We start from the raw sequence: 24,571 nt of genomic DNA on the forward strand, positions 1-24,571 counted from the left end.
ATTATTGATAACTCACCATTTCTTTTTCTTCAACGACTTGCATAATAACCTTTAATTGATCATCTGTAATCAAATCAGACTCTTCGGCAACTGATTTAAAGATTGGGAAAATTGATTTCATATCACCACGAGTCACCTCATAACCTAGGCTATTTAGTTTTGACATTACCGCATGCGATCCTGACAATTTTCCCAGAGGTAGGGATGCCGTCGCACCAACCATTTCTGGCTTCAAAATTTCATAAGTTTCTGGATTTTTTAAGTAACCATCCTGATGAATCCCAGATTCATGAGCAAAGGCATTGCGTCCCATAATGGGTTTATTACCCGCAACTGGCATGCGGGTTGCGCGTGCGACAATGTCAGAAATGGCTTTTGACTGAGCTAAGACAATATCTGTTTCTGCATTAAACTTTTCATGACGCACATGAATAGCTGCTGCTGCTTCAATCATATCAACGTTTCCGGCACGTTCACCAATCCCGTTGATTGTACCTTGAATTTCCGTCGCACCATGCTCAATGCCTGCCAAAGCATTAGCCGTTGCCATACCCAAATCATTATGTGTATGTGTTGACCAACCAACTGTGTCAAAACCAACAATATTTTGACGCAAGTTTTCAAAAACTTCACCGTATTCTTCTGGCGTATCATAACCAACTGTGTCTGGTATGTTAATCATTGTTGCTCCAGCGTCAATAGCTGTTTGCACGCTGGCTACCAAAAAATCAGGTTCAGTTCGTGTCGCATCTTCAGGTGAGAATACAATATCTTGCATATGTTGCTTAGTAAAAGTAACGTCTGCTTTGATTTTGTCCAAAATTTCTGCTTTGGTCATGTGTAATTTAAACTCACGATGAATTGGTGAAGTTGCAATGAACACATGAATCATTGGATGTTTTGCATCCTTGGTTGCCTCAATAACCGCATTAATATCATTTCTGACCATTCGTGCCAAACCGACAACTTTTGCGTTATCCACAACTTCTGCAATTCTTTTCACTTCTTCAAAGTCTTTCTGAGAAGCCGCAGGAAATCCCGCTTCAATTGCTGCAACGCCATAATCATCCAATCCTTTTGCTATTTCAATCTTTTCTTCAATTGAAAAGTTAACCCCAATTGTTTGTTCACCATCACGCATTGTTGTGTCATAAAAAGTTACTTTGCTTGCCATAATTTTCTCCTTAAATTAAAATCCCGGACCAGTCAATTTGACTAGTCCGGGATCATGCACTCACATCCTTTTATTCACTAGCCATTAGATAAGTACCTAACAACCAGCTCAAAAGCTCAACTTGCTAGGGTAGTCTAAGCAAGTTGAGGAGAAGGGCTGCATTTGTAATATTCGTTTGTACAGTAGCCTGATTTCTCATGTGAAACACTTCCTTTTAATTTAATAATCCAATCATAACTACTTTATAATTCATCGTCAATTACAAGGTGTGTTTTATTCCAATTTTATATAATTTAGTCGTTTTATAATCCTAACGCCATTTTTGCGTATCGCGACATTCGATCAATTTCCCAAGCTGGTTCCCATGTGAGTTCAACTTTGGTTGTCTTTACTTCAGGTAAAATTTTTAATGCTTCGTCAATCATTTCTTCCAACACACTAATTAACGGACACCCCATCGTTGTAAGCGTCATATTAATGGTTACATCACCGATAGAATTGATATCAACAGCATTGATTAATCCTAAGTTAACAATATCAACTCGCAGTTCTGGGTCAATGACTGTCGTTAAAGCATCCATGATACTTGCCTCAACTTTTTTATTCATACCTTATCCTACCGATCCCACCATTTCAAATTTCATTAATCGATTTAACTCAACAGCATATTCCATTGGCAGTTCTTTTGTGAAAGGTTCGATAAAGCCCATAATAATCATCTCTGTGGCTTTTTCGGCAGAAATACCACGTGTCATTAGATAATACAATTGCTCTTCGGAAACACGCGATACTTTTGCCTCATGCTCCATTGACACATTACCATTCAAAATTGTATTGTATGGAATCGTATCAGCTGAAGATTTATCATCAACTAAAATCGTGTCACACTCGACGTGAGCAAATGACCCATCAGATTCGCGACCAAATTTCACTGTGCCACGATAATCTGTAGAACCACCATCGTGTGCAATCGACTTTGAAATGATAGATGACGACGTATTTTTTGCATTATGAATCATTTGCGCACCAGAATCTAAGTTAACGCCCTCGCCAGCAACAGCAATCGATAGCATTGTTCCCTTTGCGCCCTCGCCTTCCAAATATACTGATGGATACTTCATCGTCGTTTTTGAACCAAAATTACCATCAACCCATTCCATTGTTGCGTTTTCATGCGCTGCTGCACGTTTTGTTTCTAATGAATACACATTATTAGACCAGTTTTGAATCGTAGTGTAACGGCAATATCCGTCTTTTTTAACAATCACTTCTACCACAGCAGCATGTAGTGCATCCCCTGAATACATTGGTGCTGAACAGCCCTCAACGTAATCAACATGCGCCCCTTCATCAACAATAATAAGTGTCCGTTCAAACTGACCTTCATTTTCAGTATTAATTCGAAAATAAGACTGAATAGGTGTCGTAACGTGAACACCTTTAGGGACATAAATGAATGTACCACCAGACCAAACTGCTGAATTTAAGGCCGCTAATTTATTATTGGTTGGTTTAACCAGTGATCCAAAGTATTCTTGAATAAGCTCTGGATATTCTTGGACCGCAGTATCTGTGTCGGTAAAAATAATACCTGTCTTAGCGAATTCTTCTTTCATCCGGTGGTAAACCACTTCAGACTCGTACTGGGCAGAAGACCCTGCTAGCCACTTCCGTTCGGCTTCAGGTACACCCAAACGCTCAAAGGTTTCCTTTAATTCAGCTGGTACATCATCCCAATCACGATATTTATCATTTGTTGGCTTATTATAGTAGTAAATATCTTCAAAATGAATTTCACTTAGATCTGGCCCCCATGTATGCATAGGCATTCTGAGGTATGTTTGATAGGCTTGTAACCGGTAGTCTAACATCCATTGAGGTTCATTCTTTTTAGCTGAAATTTGACGAATAATGTCTTCGTTTAACCCTTTTCCTGTTGAAAATACAGCCTGGTAGTCATCTTGAAATCCTAGTTCACTGGCCTTGTCATTTGAAATGGCTGCTTTTGTTTGATTAATAGCTTCTTGTCTATCTATTTCCATCATCGAAACCTCTTTATTTCTCTACTGATAATAACTCGTCCAAGGCATGCCATGCTAAAGTTGCGCACTTTATTCGTGTAGGAAATTTAGTAACCCCTGCTAAAATTTGTGCTTCTCCAAGAGGTTTTGTATCAGCTACTTCGCCACGTGTCAGTTTTGAAAACTCCTCAAGTAAGGTAGCGACAGCTTCACGACGCTGTCCCAGTACTAAATCTGTCATCATTGAAGCCGAAGCCTTTGATATAGCGCAGCCATCCCCATAAAAATATATATCTGTCACTTTATCGTCAGTCATCTCAAAAGCTAAATCAATAATATCACCACAAGTGGGATTATATTTTCGAACATGATAAGTTTCTGTACCCAACATAGGCTTATAATGATGCGGATGTTGGGCATATTCCATGACTGTTTGACGATATAAAAGATCTAAATTATGCAAACTCACGGTTAAAATACTCCTTAATATCTTCAATGACACTAAGAAATCGATCGATTTCTTCACGCGTATTATAGATATACAAACTAATACGAACTGTCGCTGCAATATTCAAATATTTCATCAGCGGCTGCGCACAATGATGTCCTGCACGAACCTCAATCCCTTCTTGATCCAAGGCCGTTGCTAAGTCGTGGGCATGGACCCCTGCTAAATTAAATGCAATCACGCCTGAATGCTGTTCACTGTTTTGCGGACCATAAATGGTGACACCCGCAATACTTTTTAGCTTTGGCAAGGCATAATCAACTAGAGACTGCTCATAGTTTTCGACCTCTTTCATTCCGATATTTGTCAGATAATCAATAGCGGATCCTAAAGCAATTGCACCAGCAATATTAGGCGTTCCCGCCTCAAAACGCCATGGTGAAGGCTGAAAGGTCGCTTCTTGCAAGTCTACCAATTCAATCATTTCTCCACCAAATTGAGCAGGTTTCATATTTTCTAAAATATCATGTTTGCCGTAAAGAACTCCTATACCTGTTGGTCCAAGCATTTTATGACCCGAAAAAGCAAAAAAATCAACATCCATATCTTGCACATCAACACGCATATGCGGAACAGATTGGGCGCCATCAGCAATCATGATAGCATCATGTTTGTGGGCTATTTTTGCGATTGTTTTTATGGGATTAACAACCCCCAACACATTAGAAGCATGTGTGATTGATACAATTTTAGTTTTGTCTGTTATTTTCCGTTCAAGATCAGCCATATTTAAGGTGCCATCGTCATTGAGTTCGACATATTTTAAATGAGCCCCAACACGTTGCGCTAATTGTTGCCACGGCACAATATTAGAATGATGTTCCATGTAAGATATTAGGATTTCATCTCCTTGTTTAACATTTTCTGCACCATAAGTACTTGCCAACCAATTAAGCGACTCAGTTGTGCCACGAGTGAATAAAACTTCTTCCCGTTTTTGAGCATGAATGAATTTTTGCACTTTATCGCGGGCTTGTTCATATTGTTGTGTCGCACGCTCTGATAGCTCATAAATACCACGATGCACGTTTGCATTATTATTTTGATAATAATTCACTAATGAATCAATCACATACTGGGGTTTTTGTGACGTAGCCGCACTATCAAAGTAGAGCAGCTCTTGCCCATTGACTGTTTGATTTAGTATTGGAAAATCATGTCTAATCGTCTTCATGTCGTAACTTTCTTTCTATTTCTTCAACTACTTGCCTTTGTGCCGCTTTTGTTGGCATTTTTGCTAAAACTTCACCCATAAAGCCGCGAATAACTAGCTTTCGAGCTACTTGCTCACTAATACCCCGACTCATTAAATAATACATTTGATTTTCATCAACACGTCCCACAGAAGCTGCATGCCCCGCCGTCACATCGTTTTCATCAATTAGTAACAAAGGATTTGCATCTCCACGTGCGCGACGTGATAGCATCAAAACACGCGATTCTTGCTGCGCATCCGATCCTTTAGCGCCCTTAATAATTTTCCCGATACCATTAAATACTAAAGTTGACCGATTGAGAATAACGCCTCGTTGGAAGATATGACCAATGGTATGGCGACCACGATTCAAAATGGTTGTCACCAAACCTTGCGTTTGTTTTTTTGTGGTAAGTCCGATGACATTTGTATGTGACGTAGCGCCTTCACCATTTAGTTGACTAGCTAATCGTATGATTGCATTACCGTCATTAAACTCAGCATTTTGCCAATCCACAGTTGCATGATCTCTTACTTCAACTTCTCGATTAATAAATGCTGTCGTTTGTTCACCAAAGGCATCAATATTAGCGTAAGTGACTTGGGCACCTACATCCGCTACAGCTTCGATAACAACAGAAGCCTTTGTTTTTTGAGTCCCGATTGTATGCATTTCTTGTAGTATGTCAACCTTGGCATTGGCGCCAACGCATACAAAAATACGAGCCACAAAATCCTCTCCAGATATAGCTAAATGATTCAATGACAGGTGCAAAACATCATCAAATTGAACGTTTTCTGGTATATAGACAAAAATTCCTGTGTTAAACTGTGCAAAATTTTGTGCTGATAATCGATCGGCTGTTTTGGAAATCACACTACCCACCAGCTTTTCAACTAATGCTGGATGTTCAATCTGTGCTTGTGCCATATTCATCAGAATCACTCCACGAGCGATCATGTCATCCGATAATTGCTGATAAGTAGTGGATAGCCCACTAACTTCGATGCCGTGAACATTATTCTCAGTGAAATATGACGTTGTCGTTTCTTCCTTGGCTGCTACCATTTCATCAAGTTGCCAGGAACTGTATCGAACTTTAGCAAATGTTGGTAGTGGTAAAGACTGTATTGCGCTATTATCAACCATATCAATCCTCCACAAAATACGAATTCACATCTTCATCTGTCAAATGAACGTTCAATCCGAGTTCATCTCGCAATCCCGCATATCCCTCAGATTCTAGTTTCTTCGCCAAATCCGCACCGCCTGTTTTAACTATTTTCCCGCCCATCATCACGTGGACAAAATCAGGCACAATATAGTCAAGTAACCGTTGATAGTGCGTAATCATAAGTGTGCCAAATTCACTGGAACGCATTTCGTTAACACCACGAGAAACGACCTTTAAAGCATCAATGTCTAATCCTGAATCAATCTCATCTAAAATAGCAATTTTCGGCTCTATCATCATCATCTGTAAGATTTCATTACGTTTTTTTTCACCGCCAGAAAATCCTTCATTAAGATAGCGTTCTGCCATTTCTTCTGACATCGATAAAAATTCGCGTTTTTCATCAAGTTTTTCAATAAAAGACATAATACTGATTTGATCGTCTTCAGCACGACGAGCATTGATAGCTGCCCGCATAAATTCAGCATTGGTCACCCCTTGAATTTCAGATGGGTACTGCATGGCCAAGAATAGACCTGCACGAGCGCGTTGATCAACTGACATGTCAGCCAAATCTTGATCATCCATGTAAATATGACCTTCAGTAACTTCATATGCTGGATGTCCCATAATTGTTTGTGATAAAGTTGATTTTCCAGTCCCATTAGGTCCCATAATAGCGTGAATTTCACCAGTGTTGACGACTAAATTAACGCCCTTTAAAATTTCTTTTCCTTCTACTGAAACATGTAGATTCTCTACCTTGAGTGTTGCCATATTATTTTTCCCCTTTTCGCTGACTGATTTTTTGTAAAATAGCTTCGTTTTTATGTATTTTAGCAATCACACGCGCATTTTCAATCATCTCATTTACAATAAAATTCTGACTATCCCAAGTATCACTAGCTTGCACCAATAGCCAAAAAAAGTTTTCTAAGAAATAAGTACTATCGCTTGCGCTCGCTAAATCAATGCCATAAGTTGCCAACATCATAGCATATTTGTAGTTTTTAATCGACATTTGATATTGTGCTAACAAATAAACAATCGCCGCTTGAAATCCAGAATGGTCTACTGTTGTACTTTCCTTTTGGTAGCGCCAAACGTCTTCAAAAGCCTGGTGAGCCTCTTTGAATTGGCCTCGTTGATAATAGTAATGACTCGTTATGGCATAAAACAATAACTTGTGTGACTTGTTAAGACCTGCTATATCAATTTTTTTAATGATTTGTTTTGCTTTTAGACAGTCTTGTTTTAAGATAACTGCCGAAAAATATTGCGTAATTTGATAGGTTGGCCGTTCGGTATCAACCATTTTATCGATTTCTACTTGTTTGATTAGATGCTCAAATTTTCCAATATTTTGATAAAAGAGTGCTTGTGTGGCCAATGTTAAAACACGCTCATTGTTTGTTTGACGCGCAGTAACATTGATTGGAAAAACATCATTCAACGTTAACCCTAACCGTTCACACAGAGCAATCATGATATCAAAAGCTGGCACTTGTTGATGCTTTTCAAATTTGGACAAAGTAGCTTGTGTACAGATATCAGTACATAGCGCCATTTGTGAAATTTTTAAGCGTTTTCTCGTGCTGATAAATTTTTCTATGTTTATCATTGATCCCCCAATCCTATGAAAAAAGGCACCTAACTGCGTTCACAGTTAGGTGCCTGAACAAAAAATGTCCCAACTGTCTACTAAATCCAAATCGATTAGTAGACATTCACTCAAAATAACCTACTAATCATCAGCTGATAAGAAGGATAATGAGAATGTTGTTCAATTTTTTTATATTTTTATTCATTATGTTATCTTTCGTTTCTTAGTAAAAACTCACATTAATATTGAAATAATTATATTCCTATAATTTTAAAATGTCAAACGTTATCGGAAGATAAGCAAGATTGTCTCTATATTTTTACAGTCATCGTCATAATCTGGTCATTTTATAGATGAAGCGATAAATCATATAAATTTGGAATAGTTCGTTGACAATTGAGTTTATACCCCTATACTCATATTAGTAAAAACATATTAAAACTTAGAAAACGCGGAGATTTATTTCATGACAGACACTTTTTCATTTAATGTAAATAGCGATGACTTACAAAAACGATCTGATCATATCAAAATGGGTATTCATCAAGCTCCAGCCCGCTCGTTATTATATGCGACAGGTCAAGTCAGTAACCCCGAAGATATGAAAAAACCATTCATTGCCATCTGTAATTCCTATGTAGAAATCATCCCTGGCCACGTTCATCTGCGTGAACTAGCTGATGTCGCCAAACAAGCCATTCGTGATGCCGGTGGCATTCCTTTTGAGTTTAACACCATTGGTGTGGACGATGGTATTGCGATGGGGCATTTAGGCATGCGCTATTCGTTGCCATCTCGTGAATTAATCGCCGATTCAGCTGAAACTGTCATCACAGCACACTGGTTTGATGGTGTATTCTTCTTACCAAACTGTGACAAAATTACGCCTGGCATGATTATGGCTTCTTTGCGCTGTAATGTACCCTCTGTATTCGTCTCCGGTGGCCCCATGAAAGCTGGTTTAGATCCTCAAGGAAAAGCCACGACTTTATCTTCTATGTTCGAGGCCGTGGGTGCATTTAAATCAGGACTAATGACTGAGGAAGAATTCTTAGAAATGGAGCAAAATGCCTGCCCTACTTGTGGATCTTGTGCTGGTATGTTCACAGCTAACTCCATGAATACCTTAATGGAAGTGATGGGTATCGCCTTGCCGTTCAATGGCACTGCACTAGCAATTTCTGATGAACGACGTGATTTAATTCGCGATGGCGCCAAGCAATTAATGCGTATGGTTAAGGAAAATGTTAAACCACGCGATTTAATTACAAAAGAAGCGCTTGATGATGCCATGGCACTTGATATGGCCATGGGTGGCTCAACCAATACTGTTTTGCACGTGTTGTCTATCGCTCATGAAGCTGGCATTGATTATGACCAAGCAGACATTAACGAAATTGCTAAAAAAGTACCTTACCTATCTAAAATTGCCCCTTCTTCTAAATGGGCAATGGAAGACGTGCATAATGCTGGTGGTGTGCCCGCTATTATCAATGAACTAATTCGTATGGGTGACGTTTTGCACCCTGACCGCATGACTGTAACCGGTAAGACATTGCGCGAAAATGTTGCTGATCATGAAATCATTAATGACGAAATTATCCGGAAGTTCGATGTTAATCCCTATTCAAAGCAAGGTGGCTTATCCATTTTATATGGCAACTTAGCACCCAAAGGTTCAGTTATTAAAGCAGGTGGCGTTGACCCAAGTATTAAAGATTTTACCGGAGAAGCCATTGTCTTTAATTCTGAACAAGAAGCGGTTGAGGCGATAGATAGCGGTCAAATTCACGCTGGTCACGTGCTGATTATTCGCTATGAGGGACCAAAAGGTGGCCCTGGTATGCCCGAAATGCTAGGACCTACATCAGCTATTACTGGTATGGGTCTAGGAAAAGAGGTGGCTTTGGTTACGGATGGCCGTTTTTCCGGTGCATCACGTGGTATCTCTGTTGGCCATGTTAGTCCCGAAGCCGCTGATGATGGTCCAATTGCACTGGTTGAAAATGGTGACAAGATTACCATTGATCTTGTCAATCGTACGATGCATTTGCATGTTGATGATACAGAGCTAGCGGAACGCCATGAACATCTCAAACCCTTTGTTCCTAAAATGCGAAATGGCTGGATGGCACGTTATCAAGCCTTAGTCACTTCAGCAAATACTGGCGGCGTATTAAAGGGCGCTGATGAATTATTCCCTAGCTAAAAGCTATCCTCAAATGTCATAAAGGACGCTGACACATGGAAAATAAAACACAAGAACTACAAGACCAGATGTTGGAAGCCTTATCACAGGTAATCGACCCCGAACTGCGTTGCGATATTGTTAGCTTAGGATTAGTTTATGGACTAGCTATGGATGAAAATGGACATGTCACTGTTAAGCTTACTTTGACCACGATGGGCTGTCCATTGACTGCGGTATTAGATACGATGATTACACGTGCACTCATGGCAATAGATGAAGTACACGATGTCAAAATTGAATTAGTTTGGGAACCGGCATGGTCTACGGACAGAATGAGTCGCTACGCAAAAATGGTTTTGGGTGTCCATAATTGAAAAAAACAGCCAATTTATTATAAGTTACTGGGAGAGCAACTATGAACACAATCAAATCACTTTCAAAATTTCTTACTAAATACTTTACCTTTTTTGTTATTTTAGTAGCTTTATTGGCTATTTTTATTCCTGGACCAGGTACTACGCTTGCTACAACAAAAGTGGGCAACCTCTCGGCTGTATCAATCTTACTGATGATTGTCTTATTTGGTATGGGTATTACGTTGACACCAAATGACTTTAAAAGGGTTGCTCGTAATCCCCTACAAGTTATTTTAGGAACGATAGCACATTATGTTATTATGCCTTTCATTGCTTTTTTACTGGTACATTTGTTTGGGTTAACCGGCGCTGCAGCTGTTGGTGTAATTTTGGTAGGATCAGCGCCCTCTGGCACATCCTCTAACGTTATGTCCTTCTTATCTGGAGGGGATGTTGCGCTTGATGTTTCAATCGGCCTGCTCTCTACATTGTTAGCACCTGTCATGATTCCGACACTATTGAAGCTATTAGCCGGAAAATGGGTGAATGTACCTTTTTCATCAATGTTTTTTTCTGCATTTCAAATTGTTGTCATACCTATTGTTTTGGGTATCATCGTTCATACGATTTTTAAAGAACATGTCCAAAAAGTCATTGAGATTATGCCTTTAATATCCCAAGTGGCTATATTAGTGATTATTCTAGCCGTGTTGTCAGCTAACTCTAAAACCATTTTAGCAGTATCAACCCTAATTTTGGTGCCAGTCATCATATTACATAACTTGCTTGGTTACTTACTGGGTTACGGTTTCTCGAAACTAATGAAAATGGATACCCCTCAACAAAAGGCAATTACCTTCGAAGTTGGTATGCAGGATTCGGCACTTGCATCAACACTGGCCATTTCATTTTTTGAACCTGCTTCAGCCATCGCAGCCGTGATGTTTTCTGTCTGGCACAACATTTCTGGTTCAGTATTAGCTTCTCTCTGGAAAAATCACACAGAGAAAGCACCAGACTAAAAACATTTTAAAAAGACGATGAATTCAATATCATCGTCTTTTTTGATAAAAAAACGCCAGTTTATTACTGACGTTTGAATAATCTGAACTTTACCGCAAAATTTCGTTTTCAGTAACGCCGCCATTTACCATCGTTACGGCATCATTTAAAGCCATTTCCACCATATTTTTTATTGCTGTGTTTGTATAAAAAGCAATATGTGGTGACAGTAGAAAGTTGTCATATTCGATTAAGCGCTTTACATCTGCTGGTAGCGCCGTTATATCTTGCTTTTGGTTCATAAAATCATTTTCATTTGGTGTCACATCAAATGCTGCACCAGCCAATAACTTTGATTCGAGTGCTTTTTCAAGCTCAACCATGTCAACAATTTCACCACGCGCAAAATTCAACATAATTGTTCCTGGCTGAATTTTAGCAAAGAAATTTTCATCAGCCATATAGCGCGTCTCGTCATTTAATGGTGTATGAAAACTAATAACATCTGCTCGAGACAAAGCATCATCTAATGTCGTATAAGTTACAAATGGTTCGTTCTGGGCACGATATATTGGGTCCACACCTAACACTGTTGCGCCCAGCGCGTGAAGCATTTCTGCAAGGGCTGTCCCAATTCGACCTACACCAATCACAGCAACAGTTAAATCATGAATTTCTCTCGCTTGACCACCAGCAGCCCAAGTATAGTCACCCGTATTCATGGCGCGATCAAACTTTTTATTGTGTCGAATTAAATTAAAAAGCTGTGTTAGCGTGTATTCTGCAATTGCTCGGGGTGAATAGGCTGCAACATTAGACAAACGAATATTGTGAGCAAAGGCTTCTGGCAAGTCCAACACATCATAGCCAACCTGTCGAATAGCGATTTGCTTAATATTGAATTGAGCTAGTTGCGCATAAACTGGTGCATTAATGGCTGTTGTTTGTTGTGTGGTAATTGCATCAAAACCTTTAGCGCGATCCACCGTCGTTTCGTTAAGTGGTTGATCAATGGTCACTACTTCGTGGCCTGTTTTTTCAGTCCATTTTTCAACATATGGCATTTCGTCTGAAACTGTATTGTACATTAAAATTTTCATAATATCCTCCAAAGGTGCGCTAGCAATAAGTTATTTAACTTTTCCCAAGAAATATTTTTTCTTACCACGACGAACCAATACAAATTCACCATCATAATGTTTTGTTGGATCGATTTCAAAGTTAACGTCCGTTACTTTTTCACCACTAATGGTAATCGCCCCATTTGTAACGTCTTCACGCGCTTGACGCTTTGATTTCTCGACTTCTCCGTCGACTAAGAAATCGACAACATTTTTCTTTTCCGATGTAATGTCAAAGCTTGGCACACCACCAAATGCATCAGCAATATCTGCTGCAGATAAATTAGCAACATCACCACTAAATAATGCTGCTGATAGCTTTTCAGCATCAGCAACAGCTTGTTCTCCGTGAACAAATTTAGTTACCTCTTGTGCCAAGCGTTTTTGTGCTATACGACCTCCAGGGTTATTTTTGGCTTCTTGTTCGAGGTTATTAATCTCATCAACACCCAAAAATGTAAAGTATTTCAAATACTTCACAACATCTTCATCACTTTGGTTATACCAGAATTGGTAGAAAGTGTAGGGTGAAGTTTTTTCCGGATTCAACCAAATTGCATTTCCTTCTGACTTACCAAACTTTTTACCTGATGAGTCAGTCATCAAAGGAATCGTTAGACCAAAAGCTGTTGCATTATTCCCTTCAATTGAGTGAATTAAATCAATGCCAGACGTAATGTTTCCCCATTGATCTGAGCCACCGATCTGCAATTGTACATTATGACGACGCCATAGTTCATGGTAATCAATGCCTTGCAAAATCTGGTAGGTAAACTCTGTAAATGAAATACCTGTTTCTAAACGTGAAGCTACGACGTCCTTTTTCAACATCACATTGATAGAGAATAACTTACCATAATCGCGTAAAAAGTCTGTCAATGTTAATTTGCCAAGCCAGTCGTTATTATTAACAATAGCAGTTTTTTCATCACCAAATAGCTTGGTTACTTGCTCAGTAATTCCTTTTTCATTCTGACGTAACTGTTCTGGTGAAAGTAATTGACGTTCTGTTGTTGGACGTGGATCACCAATAGCACCAGTTGCACCGCCAATAATAATAACGGCTTTTCCGCCAGCATTTTGAAAACGTTTTAACACCATAAATGGAATCAAGTGCCCCAAATGTAATGAATCAGCTGTTGGATCGGTACCCACATAGGCCCCAATTTCTCCTGATGCCATTGCTTCAATTAATCCTGCTTCATCTGTTACTTGGTTCAGCGCACCGCGCCATTTCAAATCTTCAATAAAATTCATTGCCATCTCCTTTAATTACAGAAAAAATCGTCCTAATCTTAATAGACTAGGACGATTTTCACCGTGGTACCACCTAAATTGTAAGTCATCGGACCTACCACTTAATATGCCTTATCGCGGCACACGTCATTGATTTGCACACTGTGTAACTCAACAATATCCACGGATTAGCTCACAGCAGCCGCTAACTCTCTTTGACGCGTATGATATTATCTTTATCAGTGTAATGAATGTTTTTATTATACCAGAATATTAGATAAAAAAGGACATTTTAATTTTACAAGAAAACGATCAGAATGTTTCATGTGAAACATTCTGATAACAGCCTATAATAAATTACTTTGACAACCACAGTAATATGTTATATTATGTAGTTATAAGAGGTAACTGCATATGGATATATCAAAAGATCTCATTCGTGGTCATACGGACACCATTATTTTAAATATTCTTAGTCAAGGTGATTCTTATGGATACCAAGTTTCAAAATCCATTCGCCAATTATCCAGTAAGCAATACGAACTGAACGAGGCAACACTGTACACTGCGTTTAGACGCTTGGAAAAGGTCGGAGACATCCGTAGTTACTGGGGTGATCAAACCCAGGGGGCTAGACGAAAATACTATACCCTTACTGATCAGGGCCAAGAACATTTTAAATCAGCACAACAAGAATGGGACTTCGCCAAAGATATCATTAGCCATTTAATTAGCGGAAGGATAAAAGATTATGATGAGCGTTGAAATGGAAATTAGAACCCGTTTGGATGTTATTTTTTCTAAATATACGCCGAACGCACAATTAACGGAATTTAAAGAAGAACTTGTAGCCGATTTATTAGAAGCTTATCAAGATTTTTCCAAAACTGATCGGTCCCATAATGAAGCTTTGGACGATGCTTTTGAGCAACTAGGTGATATTGATAGTTTGTTAAAGGACTTAAGTGAACCCAGTACAAAAGAGGAAACAGATAAAGAATCTGAACCAAAACGACCTTACGTGGATATTTCAAATAAAGGCGTGCACATTGGAAATTTACACATCAACAAAAAAGGCGTAACACTTGGTGATGATATCATACTTGATGGCAAAAATAATAAAGTCCAATTTGGTGACTGGTTGCACGTTGACCGTGATGGCGCCCGTGTGGGCGATAAATACTATAAATTTGAAGATAATGTTGATTCAGATATCAATGATACTTTTGAAAATAAAGACTTCAAGGAACCTAACTGGGCTAAATCTCACCATCAATTGACCGTGCCAACCAGTACCAAAGATTTTGTAATTGATTACAGCGAAGCTTCGATTCACTTCTATACAAATGATAAAATCGACCTCATTACTATTGATGAATACTTTAGTCGTGATAATAGACGTTATTTTGCCACTATCTCAGAAAATGATGATAAAATTGTAGTTAACCAGGGTGAACATCCAATGCTCTTCCATGTCCGCACTGCTGTGAACATAGGAATTCCGCGCTCGTTCACCACCGGGAAAATAGAAGTACGAAACCAAGCAGGTAGCTTATATGCACAAGACTTAGTTACCGAGAAGTTTAACGTTCAAATTAACGCCGGAAGTTTCAAAGTCAAAAATATGGATACCAAGACTGCAGATTGGCAGCTTGCATCCGGATCAATAAAGGCAACACATATCAAGGCTGAACAAGCTAAAATACATGCTCAATTAGGTGCTGTTAATATCAGCGATGCAACTATTGATTATGCTAAAGTTAACGCTGACTTTGGTTCTGTACGTATAGACAATCTTGTTGGTGGCGGAGAATTCACGATTAATTCTGGTTCACTTCGTTTGAGAGTTGACCAACTAACAAACGATTTGAAACTAAACTCTAATTCTGGGACCATTCGCTTGACAGCTCCAGCTGATCAAGACTTCAATTTTGAACTAGCAACTAACTCAGGGGCAGTTCATTTGGATCGCAATGACATCCATTATAATAAAAGTTTCGATGGCTATAAAAGTGGATTTGTTGGCGCTAACCCTGAATTTACAATCGATGCACAAGCAGATATGGGTTCTATAAAGATATACTAGTACCTATATTTGATTTCTAAGTCTAAATCAACAATTATTACATGGAGGAATAACAATGACAAAACATAAAAAATTAACTCGCTCACGTGATAACCGTGTGATTGCCGGTGTCCTTGGTGGAATTGCTAACTATTTTAATTGGGATGCTACGTTAGTTCGAATTATTTTCGTGGTATTAGGATTCTTACCCGTTCTGCCTGGAATTTTAGTTTATATTATCGCTTGGGTGTTGATTCCTGATGAACCACGTCAGACACATTATTATTCAGACGGTTCCAGAAAAGATGTCACACCTGATGACTACGATGATCGCCCTTAATTAAAACATTAATCTCAAATAGACCCTGTGGATTTTTTTCATATCCACAGGGTCTATTTACTTGCTTTGCAAAAACGCATTGTTAGTTAGTATTTTGTCTGATAAATGCCAATTTTTTTGCATGAATATCATCCGTGTTGAAATCACGTGGTCCATGATGCGCATCATCAACTAGTATCACCTCAGCTCTTTTACCCACTTTCTGATAATACTTTTCAGCCAATGAAACACTCTGTAAATAAGGTACTACGTCATCCTTAGTTCCAGCAAATAATAACAAGGGCGGCATATTCTTTGAAAAATAAGTTGCTGGGTTCGCTTGTGCAACTTTGCTTGGCATCTGGTCCGGCCGTTTGGTACCTAACATTATTCCTTCAAATGACTGTGCCTCACCAGTTTCGCTGAACTGTGGTTTTATGTTGAGAGCAGCAAATTGTTTAGAAAAATCGTCAACTTTGTAGGGCCCATACATCCCAATCACACAACTAATTTTTGGAAAAAACGTGTGTTCCGCTACATCTTTGAGTCTGCCCAACAATAAATGCTCAGATATTGTTGCTGCCGTTAAAACAGCTAACTGGGCTCCGCTAGATTCCCCAATCAATATAATGTTGTCCTTATCAAGGCCATACTGCTTTGAATTCTTTATCAAAAAATTTATTACTGCACGAATCTCAGCGATTTGGACAGGGAAAGTTTGTTCACCTAGCTGATTAAGTGAATAATCTGGACTCACTACTGCAAAACCATCATTCAAGAACCGTAAACTGGGATTAAGTTTATATGAGGATTTTTGGCCTCGAAGCATACCCCCACCATATATGTCTACAATAACTGGACAATTCTCCCCCGCTTTAGGTAAATAAAGGTCAAGCTGATTACGATCTCCAACCGAATAGCTAAGATTATGAAACACCCTAGCATTTTTTGGCATATTTGCTGGAACATATTTATATGTTTTATCTTTGAATAACATACTTTCATTATAAAACAATTAACGTATCCGTCAAATTGTAATAATAATATTAAAACTGATACAAATTTTACCACTACCAGCTTATAATAAGTTAAAATGGTTTAAATATAACAATTGGAGAACGTTGTATGCTTCAAAATTCTATACAACTTACAGATAACAAGCTACGTGAAATACTATTTGCTGGTCGTTTTGGTATTGAAATAGAAGAACACCGTGTACAATCAGGAAGTAAAAGCCTATCCCAACATCCACACCCTCGTGATTTAGGCAATCGGCAGTATCAACCCTACTTCCAGACTGATTTCTCTGAAAGCCAAGAGGAACTAGTCACCGGTACTAAACATTCTTCAAAAGATGCCTTAATGCATTTGCACGAACTCCAGACTATTTTGGCATCTGAACTGGCTGAGGATGAAATTATTTGGCCACTTTCGATGCCCCCACATTTGTCTGCCAATGATATTGATTATTTGCTTAATCATTTTGAACGATCTTGGTATCAAGAATATCGGGATGTTTTAGTCAAACGTTATGGACCTTTTAAGCATATTATGGCTGGAATTCATGTTAATTTTTCACCAGCTGACGACTTAGTTTGGTGGTTTGGCTCTCAAAAAGAAATCAATTCCTATCCTGCTGCCAAAAATGAGTTATACTTTCAAATCGCTCAACAGATAGCTAGTTATAGGTGGCTACTGACCTATCTTTTTGGTGCAAGTCCCGTTTCTGAAAATTCAACAGATAGTTTACCAACTAATTTCAAACATAGGCAAGCGGTTCGCTCTTGGCGCGCCAGCAATTTTGGTTTTGCAAATAATAACGATATTGAAATTGACTATACTAACTTTGAAACGCATATGAAACAAATTCAACATTATGTTGATACTGGCCAATTCTATGATAAAAGTGAGTTTTATGGTCCAGTGCGTTTAAAGGCTCCAGGAAGTTTGACTAATATGGCACAACGTGGCGCCTCATACCTAGAATTTAGGATGTTTGATACCAATCCCTTCACACTAGATGGTATTTCACAAGATGCGTTAAGCTTCCTCCATTTGCTAATCATCGATGCCATCATTAATCCACAGCAATGGTCAGATGACGACCTAAAAAGCGCGCAGTCTCTAAACCATATGGTATCTTTACAACATCCAAATGCTCCCCTCATCCCATCACTCGCCACTTCTGCTAAACAATTGATTCAACGCTTGGAGGATATTATTAAGCTGTCCCCCGCTGAACTACAGGAAGATTTTTTTAGCGCTCTCACATTCGCTAAGGATGCCCTTGCTGATCCAACGAAAACTATTGGGGCCCAGTTATCAAACTTCATTAGTAATGATTCTCTGGAAACATTTGCTTTGAAACGCGGACAACAGATTTTGTCAGAACGAAAATCCAGCAGTAATAATTTTGTTTTTGCCCCAAATCATTTAAAACAAACTTACATCCAGGCGCATAAATTAGGATTTAAAACATTATTGCGCAAGGACAATTGTCTACAAATAAGCCAAAACGACCATGTCTGGACGTTCACAAAAAATACAGACTTAACTAATTATGTCAAAACAAAAAAGTAATGATACGGACTGTATCATTACTTTTTTAGTAGTTGTTATCTTAAAATATCAATCAGGTTTTTATTACTTGCTGTTTTTGCTGGTAAAATACCAAACACTAGACCAACAACTGTTGACGTTCCGAAAGCCAATAAGAATGTTGATAGTGAAACACTAGCTTTAAATGGTAGGAAAGCAGAAATTCCCATCGCTACCCCTAACCCCGCAAGGTAGCCAATCATCCCGCCACTAAGTGTTAACATAACTGCTTCAATCAAAAACTGCCATAAAATTTGTTTCTGAGATGCCCCCACAGCCATCCGAATACCAATTTCTTGAGTCCGCTCGCTGACTGCAATATACATCATGTTCATGACCCCAATGCCGGCAATAAATAACGAAATACTTGCGACAGCAACAATAAAGTAAGTAATACCCTTAATGACTGCTGTTATACCTTTAAGCATAGCTGCCGTATCAAAAAACTCATAGGATCCGGAAGCATGTTGTGAACCAATTTTATTGAGTTGATCTTTAATATCAGTTGTTGCTTTAGATATATTTGTTCCAGACACAAATGTTAGCTTTAAGGTATTCGCATTAACCGTTGCGTTACTGTTCTCAAACACGTGTCGTGGCACAACAACGTCGTAATTGTAAAATTCACCCTTTACCGCATTATTATTAATAATACCAACAATTGTATACATTGTGCCATTGATTTCAATTCCTGAATTCAACGCATTTCGATTTGTTCGATACCCCTTCTTGGCAATTGATTGACTAACCAATGCAACTGGGTTATCCATTGAGATATCTGTTGCTTTAAGGCCATGCCCAGTAATTATCTCACTGTCATTTGCTGTTGTTGCTAAATATACTGATGCTGTTAAGCTCTTACCATTAATGGTCCCCTCACTGGATAAGATACCATGATCATCAGACTGTACCGTAACTTTGCTGACTTTGGCATTAGCGCGAATACGCGCTAAATCATCATTATTAAATCCGGAAACTTTAGCATCATTACTTGGCGAAAATGTAATTTCCGTCGACTGCTGTCCACTACTATCGGCCTGCAAATTTTTCAGCATTTCAATTCGTGCACCATCGCCAAGAGATAGGATGGTAATCACCGAAGCAATACCAATAATAATTCCAATCATAGTTAAAATACTGCGACGTTTATTTGAAATTAATGACCTGAATGAACTGACAATTAACTCACGAACCTGCATGTTGCACCTCCATGTCACTTTGTAAACGACCGTCTAAAATTCTAATCAGACGATTTGTTTGGCGTGCAACGTTTTCATCGTGTGTCACCATAATGATTGTTGTTCCATTACGATTTAGCTCTTCAAAAAGTGCCAATATTTCTCGAGATGTCGCCGAATCTAATGCCCCCGTGGGTTCATCTGCCACTAGAAAGTTAGGCCGTGTGACAATTGCACGAGCAATTGCAACACGCTGCTGTTGTCCACCCGATAAATTTTTAGGTAGTTTATCATAACTGCCGGGCAATCCCACTTGCTCCAACACATCATTTACACGAGCAATAATATCACGTCGCTTCAAACCAGCATATAATAACGGCAACCCAACATTTTCGCCTACACTTTGGTTCCTAATTAGTTTGAAATTTTGAAAAATAAAACCAACTGATTGATTACGCAATCGAGCATGATCGCGTCTATTCAAATCATTAACTACAGTGCCGTTGAAATTATATTGTCCATCAAAATTATTGTCTAAAAAACCAATAATGTTAATCAATGTTGATTTCCCTGAACCGGACGGTCCCATAATCGCAACAAATTCACCAGCATCAATATTTAACGAAATTTCATGTAAAGCCTTATAATTCTCGTTTCCCTGTCGATAACTTTTGCTGACTGAAACTAAGTTAATCATCAACAACCTCTCCGTTTGTCAACTTTGCATCCGGATTAGTAACCAATTCTTCCCCTTTACTAATACCAGAGTTAACAATGTACGTATCTCCATTTTGCGTTAAGTCAGCTTGAGCTCGACTAGCCTTACCATCAATAACTTTGTAAACACTACCTTTATATACCGCTGATTTCGGAATTTTCAACTCTGACTGCGGCACCTTTACTTTAACGCTTTGTCCGTACAAAAAGTCGTTATTAACACTGGCAGAGAAAGGATAATACGTTGTTCCTTTGCCCTGATTAGATGGAATTTGTTCAATTTTTGTAATCTTAGTACTTTGTTTTGGCGAGCCATCAATACCGCTCACTGTGACAATATCTCCAGCGTGTACCTTGCTGTAATCATATTCTGACACATTAGCTTGCAAAACTTTTTGACTTGAATTCATTGTAATGGCTGGTATACCATCTTTTGTATCATTACTAACTGAAACAACCCCGTCAAAAGGTGCCTTTAAAGATACAGTTAATTTACCTTGTAATTCTGCTAGCTTATTTTGGGCATCTTGCAAATCACCATTTGCATCAGTTAATGCTTGTTGCGCTTGTGTAACAGTGTCCTTTAGCGAAATTTTAGTATCCGCATCTGCTTGATTGTAACTTTGTTGCGCATTTTTAAGAGTAGCTGATGCGCTGCTAACTGCGCGATTGGCTTTATTTACAATGTCCTGTTGTGAACTAATAGACTCTTGCACGTCTGTAGCAGTTACGGTAAGTAAAATATCACCATTTTTAACAGACTGCCCGTCTTTCACATTAATTTGTTGCAATTTCCCAGTTGGTGAGTTTAAAGATTGTGTTTTTTCAGCAACCACTTTTCCTGACATTGTAAGTGGTAAGGCGCCGGTTACTTTATACACTTGATACTTGTTTTTAGCAGTTGATGTTGGCTTTACCAGTTTATGGTAAGCTTGCACGCCAGTGGCAGTTAACATACCAAGTGCAGCAATACTTCCAACAACAGTTACTATAATTTTTGTCTTGCGTTTCATATACTTCCCCTACATAACATGTTAATGATTATTCAAAACTCTTTACATCTCGTTAACTACAAAAAGTTAAAACGCAAAGGCCATCCCAGTGCCTAGAGCTACTGAAATCACAATAAAAATAATCTGTGTACGTTTTGTAATCGTACCATCCTGACGCAAAATTAATGTATATAAGAATGTCGCAACAAGATCACCAATAATGCTTGCTACTTTATTATCATTCTTATATAGATTCAAAACAGTTATTAGAAACAGATTAATGATTCCAACAGGTAACGTACTTACTACTGTGGCGTACCATGAATTCATGAATGATACGGATTGCTTTGCCTCTTGACCAAGTTGCGAAAGAAAAATAAATAATTTGCTGAATAACGCACTAAATATAACGTATGCTGTTGCTCCAACAGCTATACTAATCATTACATACAAGTTTTGAGTACTAGATTCAGTACCACTTACGTCTTTTATAGCGATCAAACTACTAACCATCGTTATTCCGATTAGAACCAAAGTACCAACGATTGTTAACACAATCTTAACTGTTTTTGTCATATTTCTCCCTGTTGATTACCAAGACTACAAGATTCATCATGCTTGCACCTAATAATAGTTCAAACTGTAACAATACTTGAAGTAAAATAGATGAGTTTTGAAAATATCCCCACAGACTTTCAAAAAATCATCTATTTTTTAAATACAAGTATAAGTGAACTATTCAGATAATCTCTTTTCTCCTTTATTTGTATCAGGCCTATACTATTTAGCCGATAGTTATTATTATATCAAAATCAATACGACCAAAATTCATCAAAAGTTACGTCATATCGTATTTTTTGCGATAAATATTTTATTGACTTTTGTTGTAAAATCTGATAATAATTGTTTTAATTAAACAAACGACAAATAAATGTCATTTTTTACCCATGTTTTTCGGACTTTATTATTAATTTATAAAAAAGTAGTGGTATTTTCATGTATGAAATTAATAAAATAATTAAAAAAATTAGAGATGACAACAAACTCACGCAAACAGAGTTTGCTGCTTTTTTGTCTGTATCTCACCAAACTGTTTCAAGTTGGGAACGTGCGAGAACCCGGCCCACACTTGTGATGTTGAAAAAAATATCCCAATCATTTAATATACCACTTTCAAAATTATTACCCGTCGATAAGGTGCCAAAGAAAAGTAAACGTGATCTGGATAAAGAAAAATTAGCCCATGCATTCTTGTGCTTATTATCTCGCTCTGATATGCGAAACGTCACTATGCAAGATATTATTCTTGAGTCCGGCCTAAGTCCACATTATGTCTCATCGCTTTTTTCAACACCTTTGGATATATTAACTTTTATTGCGATGAAAATCGAACAGGAAATATCAATTGCGCTGGAACATACAACAGCAACTGACCCTTTTATCATACTTGCTGATGTTATATTGCCTATTTTATATCAGCATTGTCACGTTCTAAAAATACTCTATTCGAAAAATTATGCAAATGGCGAATGGCTGCATTTTTTAGAGCAGAGATACATTAAATGGGTGACTCCGTTTTTTAATAATTATTGTGTTGAAAACGCCCCAGTTAGTCGATCATTTGCTATTGAACTCAGCGTGAAAATGACACTCTCAATTATTTCAACTTGGCTAACTCAACCTATCCCCGAAACACCAGAAACTTTTCGAGTTCATTTCTTACAATTAACCAAGATGTCTATCACTGACATAGCCACTTTATAATTTTTAAATAAAAACACCGTATTTTACTAATACGGTGTTTTTATTCAATAATTATGCACACAGTATAATTATTGGTTTTGATTAATTTCATATTGTGATTTTGTTAACTTTTATATCAACAGAGCTATCTCGATATCTATGAATAAAAATACAAGCACCATGTATTATACCTGCTTTCATCATTAATAATGGCACTTAAATTATAAAACTAAGAATAGTATTGCTTTTTTATGTTGTTTGTTTTATACTTAGAAACATGAACAAGCAAATGAACTCACAAGTAAACAATACAATTATCAACGCAATTATTATTATTTAATAGTTGGGTTGTTATTTAACGTAACGACTCGTAATATCTGGTCGTTACGGTTATAAAGGAGTTTAAAATCCCATTTAATAACTGTAATAGTTATTAAATGGGATTTTTTGTTTGAAATAACAATAAAAGAGGAAAATATCATGACAACATCAACAACACACACCGTACAAGAATTAACTACTAAACTCTTCCAAGCATTTGATACCAACACGCCACTTGACCGAGACGAATATGTCGGCGTCGTTGATAATTTCGAAAATGCCTATAAAGTCCAAGATGCCGTTCTTACTCAAAAGAATGCTCCAGTTGCTGGTTACAAGGTTTCCTTAACGTCTCAGGAAACACAAGATTTATTTAACTCTGATTCACCACTATATGGTGCCCAATTAGCTAATCGATTTGTCCAATCTGGTTTCAATTTAGATTTAACAGCATACAATGAACCGCAAGTTGAGGTGGAATTAATGTTTACTGCAAAGAAGGACCTAACCCCATCAATGAGCGAAGTAGAACTACTCCAAAATACAACTGTTGCACCAACTTTAGAATTACCAGATGCCCGTTTCAAAAATTGGTTCCCAAAGCTCGACAAGTATCTCGTTTTGTGCGATGCGGCCGTAGGGGGTGCAGTAGTTTATGGTAATCAACGTGATGGCGCTGACTTAGATTTAGCTACTTTAGCTCGTGTTTCAGCTGTTCTGTCGCACAATGATCAAGAAGTTGCCAATGGCGTTGGCAGTGAAGTCCTTGGCAACCCAGTTACATCACTAAAATGGCTTGTTGAAAAACTATTTTCACAAGACAAAGATTTTCCAGCAGGAACGCATGCTTCGACAGGAACATTTCTACTCCCCTTGTCACTTACAACCGGCACTTGGAAAGCGCAATTTACTGAAGGCTTTGGTTCTGTTTCGGTTCATGTGAAATAATAATAAAAAGTGTTCCACGTGGAACACTTTTATAATAGGCTTGTAGCTCAATGGCAGAGCGTTGCGCTGATAACGCAGAGATAGAGGATCATTACCTTTCAGGCCGAT

Annotated in this window: 24 protein-coding genes and 1 tRNA gene; 10 read left to right on the forward strand and 15 right to left on the reverse strand. The window is 38.1% G+C overall.

The genetic code is table 11. The features are described 5' to 3' along the window. Position 1 precedes the first annotated feature (1 nt). From RHP64_RS10095 to RHP64_RS10130, 8 genes are all read right to left on the reverse strand, one after another. Positions 2-1,174, reverse strand: a complete 1,173-nt coding sequence (locus RHP64_RS10095) for a 2-isopropylmalate synthase (protein ID WP_014325253.1) — start codon at positions 1,172-1,174, stop codon at positions 2-4. 302 nt (positions 1,175-1,476) lie between these two features. Then, complete coding sequence (locus RHP64_RS10100) at positions 1,477-1,782, reverse strand: metal-sulfur cluster assembly factor (protein WP_011680547.1); 306 nt, start codon at positions 1,780-1,782, stop codon at positions 1,477-1,479. Between the two features lie 3 nt (positions 1,783-1,785). Then, positions 1,786-3,216, reverse strand: a complete 1,431-nt coding sequence (sufB, locus tag RHP64_RS10105; protein WP_014325254.1) for a Fe-S cluster assembly protein SufB — start codon at positions 3,214-3,216, stop codon at positions 1,786-1,788. Positions 3,217-3,229: 13 nt separating this feature from the next. Further along, positions 3,230-3,664, reverse strand: coding sequence for a Fe-S cluster assembly sulfur transfer protein SufU (sufU, locus tag RHP64_RS10110; RefSeq protein WP_025268584.1), 435 nt, complete (start codon positions 3,662-3,664; stop codon positions 3,230-3,232). Next, complete coding sequence (locus tag RHP64_RS10115; protein WP_014325255.1) at positions 3,651-4,877, reverse strand: cysteine desulfurase; 1,227 nt, start codon at positions 4,875-4,877, stop codon at positions 3,651-3,653. Before RHP64_RS10115 ends, sufU begins: the two co-directional genes overlap by 14 nt. Further along, positions 4,864-6,048, reverse strand: coding sequence for a Fe-S cluster assembly protein SufD (gene sufD / locus RHP64_RS10120; RefSeq protein ID WP_025268585.1), 1,185 nt, complete (start codon positions 6,046-6,048; stop codon positions 4,864-4,866). The genes RHP64_RS10115 and sufD overlap by 14 nt, the downstream gene beginning before the upstream one ends. Position 6,049: 1 nt before the next feature. After that, a complete protein-coding gene (gene sufC, locus RHP64_RS10125; RefSeq protein ID WP_025268586.1) occupies positions 6,050-6,850 on the reverse strand; it encodes a Fe-S cluster assembly ATPase SufC in 801 nt (266 codons plus the stop codon). Position 6,851: 1 nt separating this feature from the next. After that, positions 6,852-7,694 (reverse strand): helix-turn-helix domain-containing protein, encoded by an 843-nt coding sequence (locus RHP64_RS10130; protein ID WP_025268587.1) that lies wholly within the window; start codon positions 7,692-7,694, stop codon positions 6,852-6,854. Positions 7,695-8,142: 448 nt separating this feature from the next. Here RHP64_RS10130 and ilvD point away from each other — a divergent pair, with 448 nt between their 5' ends. From ilvD to RHP64_RS10145, 3 genes are read left to right on the forward strand one after another with little or no spacing between them, the layout of a single operon-like run. Continuing rightward, positions 8,143-9,885 carry a dihydroxy-acid dehydratase gene (gene ilvD, locus RHP64_RS10135; RefSeq protein WP_011680553.1) on the forward strand — a complete coding sequence of 581 codons (1,743 nt, stop codon included), beginning with the start codon at positions 8,143-8,145 and terminating at the stop codon, positions 9,883-9,885. A 35-nt stretch (positions 9,886-9,920) separates the two neighbouring features. Beyond that, on the forward strand, positions 9,921-10,241 hold the full coding sequence (locus RHP64_RS10140) for a metal-sulfur cluster assembly factor (RefSeq protein ID WP_011680554.1): 321 nt from the start codon (positions 9,921-9,923) through the stop codon (positions 10,239-10,241). Positions 10,242-10,282: 41 nt separating this feature from the next. After that, complete coding sequence (locus tag RHP64_RS10145; protein WP_014325259.1) at positions 10,283-11,245, forward strand: bile acid:sodium symporter family protein; 963 nt, start codon at positions 10,283-10,285, stop codon at positions 11,243-11,245. A 90-nt stretch (positions 11,246-11,335) separates the two neighbouring features. Here the strand turns inward: RHP64_RS10145 and RHP64_RS10150 are convergent, their stop codons facing one another. After that, on the reverse strand, positions 11,336-12,325 hold the full coding sequence (locus RHP64_RS10150) for a D-2-hydroxyacid dehydrogenase (RefSeq protein WP_011680556.1): 990 nt from the start codon (positions 12,323-12,325) through the stop codon (positions 11,336-11,338). A gap of 30 nt (positions 12,326-12,355) precedes the next feature. Further along, positions 12,356-13,603: a tyrosine--tRNA ligase gene (tyrS, locus tag RHP64_RS10155; RefSeq protein WP_011680557.1), complete on the reverse strand. Its 1,248-nt coding sequence runs from the start codon at positions 13,601-13,603 to the stop codon at positions 12,356-12,358. Between the two features lie 393 nt (positions 13,604-13,996). Here tyrS and RHP64_RS10160 point away from each other — a divergent pair, with 393 nt between their 5' ends. The 3 genes from RHP64_RS10160 to RHP64_RS10170 are packed head-to-tail and all read left to right on the forward strand — an operon-like array spanning position 13,997 to position 15,987. Continuing rightward, positions 13,997-14,347: a PadR family transcriptional regulator gene (locus RHP64_RS10160; RefSeq protein WP_010293234.1), complete on the forward strand. Its 351-nt coding sequence runs from the start codon at positions 13,997-13,999 to the stop codon at positions 14,345-14,347. Next, on the forward strand, positions 14,334-15,668 hold the full coding sequence (locus RHP64_RS10165; RefSeq protein WP_025268588.1) for a DUF4097 family beta strand repeat-containing protein: 1,335 nt from the start codon (positions 14,334-14,336) through the stop codon (positions 15,666-15,668). Before RHP64_RS10160 ends, RHP64_RS10165 begins: the two co-directional genes overlap by 14 nt. Positions 15,669-15,723: 55 nt before the next feature. After that, positions 15,724-15,987: a PspC domain-containing protein gene (locus RHP64_RS10170; RefSeq protein WP_011680558.1), complete on the forward strand. Its 264-nt coding sequence runs from the start codon at positions 15,724-15,726 to the stop codon at positions 15,985-15,987. A gap of 82 nt (positions 15,988-16,069) precedes the next feature. Here RHP64_RS10170 and RHP64_RS10175 read toward each other — a convergent pair whose 3' ends face one another. Next, positions 16,070-16,963, reverse strand: a complete 894-nt coding sequence (locus tag RHP64_RS10175) for an alpha/beta hydrolase (protein WP_025268589.1) — start codon at positions 16,961-16,963, stop codon at positions 16,070-16,072. Positions 16,964-17,091: 128 nt separating this feature from the next. On the opposite strand from RHP64_RS10175, the gene RHP64_RS10180 reads away from it, so the two are divergent. After that, positions 17,092-18,546: a glutamate--cysteine ligase gene (locus tag RHP64_RS10180; RefSeq protein ID WP_025268590.1), complete on the forward strand. Its 1,455-nt coding sequence runs from the start codon at positions 17,092-17,094 to the stop codon at positions 18,544-18,546. Positions 18,547-18,581: 35 nt separating this feature from the next. Here the strand turns inward: RHP64_RS10180 and RHP64_RS10185 are convergent, their stop codons facing one another. From RHP64_RS10185 to RHP64_RS10200, 4 genes are all read right to left on the reverse strand, one after another. Continuing rightward, entirely contained in the window at positions 18,582-19,763 is a 1,182-nt protein-coding gene (locus RHP64_RS10185; RefSeq protein WP_014325263.1) for an ABC transporter permease, read from the reverse strand. After that, positions 19,750-20,439, reverse strand: coding sequence for an ABC transporter ATP-binding protein (locus RHP64_RS10190; RefSeq protein ID WP_002815509.1), 690 nt, complete (start codon positions 20,437-20,439; stop codon positions 19,750-19,752). The genes RHP64_RS10185 and RHP64_RS10190 overlap by 14 nt, the downstream gene beginning before the upstream one ends. After that, positions 20,432-21,472, reverse strand: a complete 1,041-nt coding sequence (locus RHP64_RS10195) for an efflux RND transporter periplasmic adaptor subunit (RefSeq protein ID WP_025268591.1) — start codon at positions 21,470-21,472, stop codon at positions 20,432-20,434. Before RHP64_RS10195 ends, RHP64_RS10190 begins: the two co-directional genes overlap by 8 nt. 66 nt (positions 21,473-21,538) lie before the next feature. Beyond that, a complete protein-coding gene (locus RHP64_RS10200; protein WP_010287976.1) occupies positions 21,539-22,027 on the reverse strand; it encodes a hypothetical protein in 489 nt (162 codons plus the stop codon). Positions 22,028-22,447: 420 nt separating this feature from the next. On the opposite strand from RHP64_RS10200, the gene RHP64_RS10205 reads away from it, so the two are divergent. From RHP64_RS10205 to RHP64_RS10215, 3 genes are all read left to right on the forward strand, one after another. Further along, entirely contained in the window at positions 22,448-23,215 is a 768-nt protein-coding gene (locus tag RHP64_RS10205) for a helix-turn-helix domain-containing protein (protein ID WP_014325265.1), read from the forward strand. Positions 23,216-23,674: 459 nt separating this feature from the next. Continuing rightward, positions 23,675-24,463 (forward strand): 2-keto-4-pentenoate hydratase, encoded by a 789-nt coding sequence (locus RHP64_RS10210; RefSeq protein ID WP_462785050.1) that lies wholly within the window; start codon positions 23,675-23,677, stop codon positions 24,461-24,463. Between the two features lie 36 nt (positions 24,464-24,499). Beyond that, positions 24,500-24,570 (forward strand) — tRNA-Ile (locus RHP64_RS10215). Position 24,571: the final 1 nt, after the last annotated feature.

Source organism: Leuconostoc sp. XM4 (assembly GCF_055698815.1).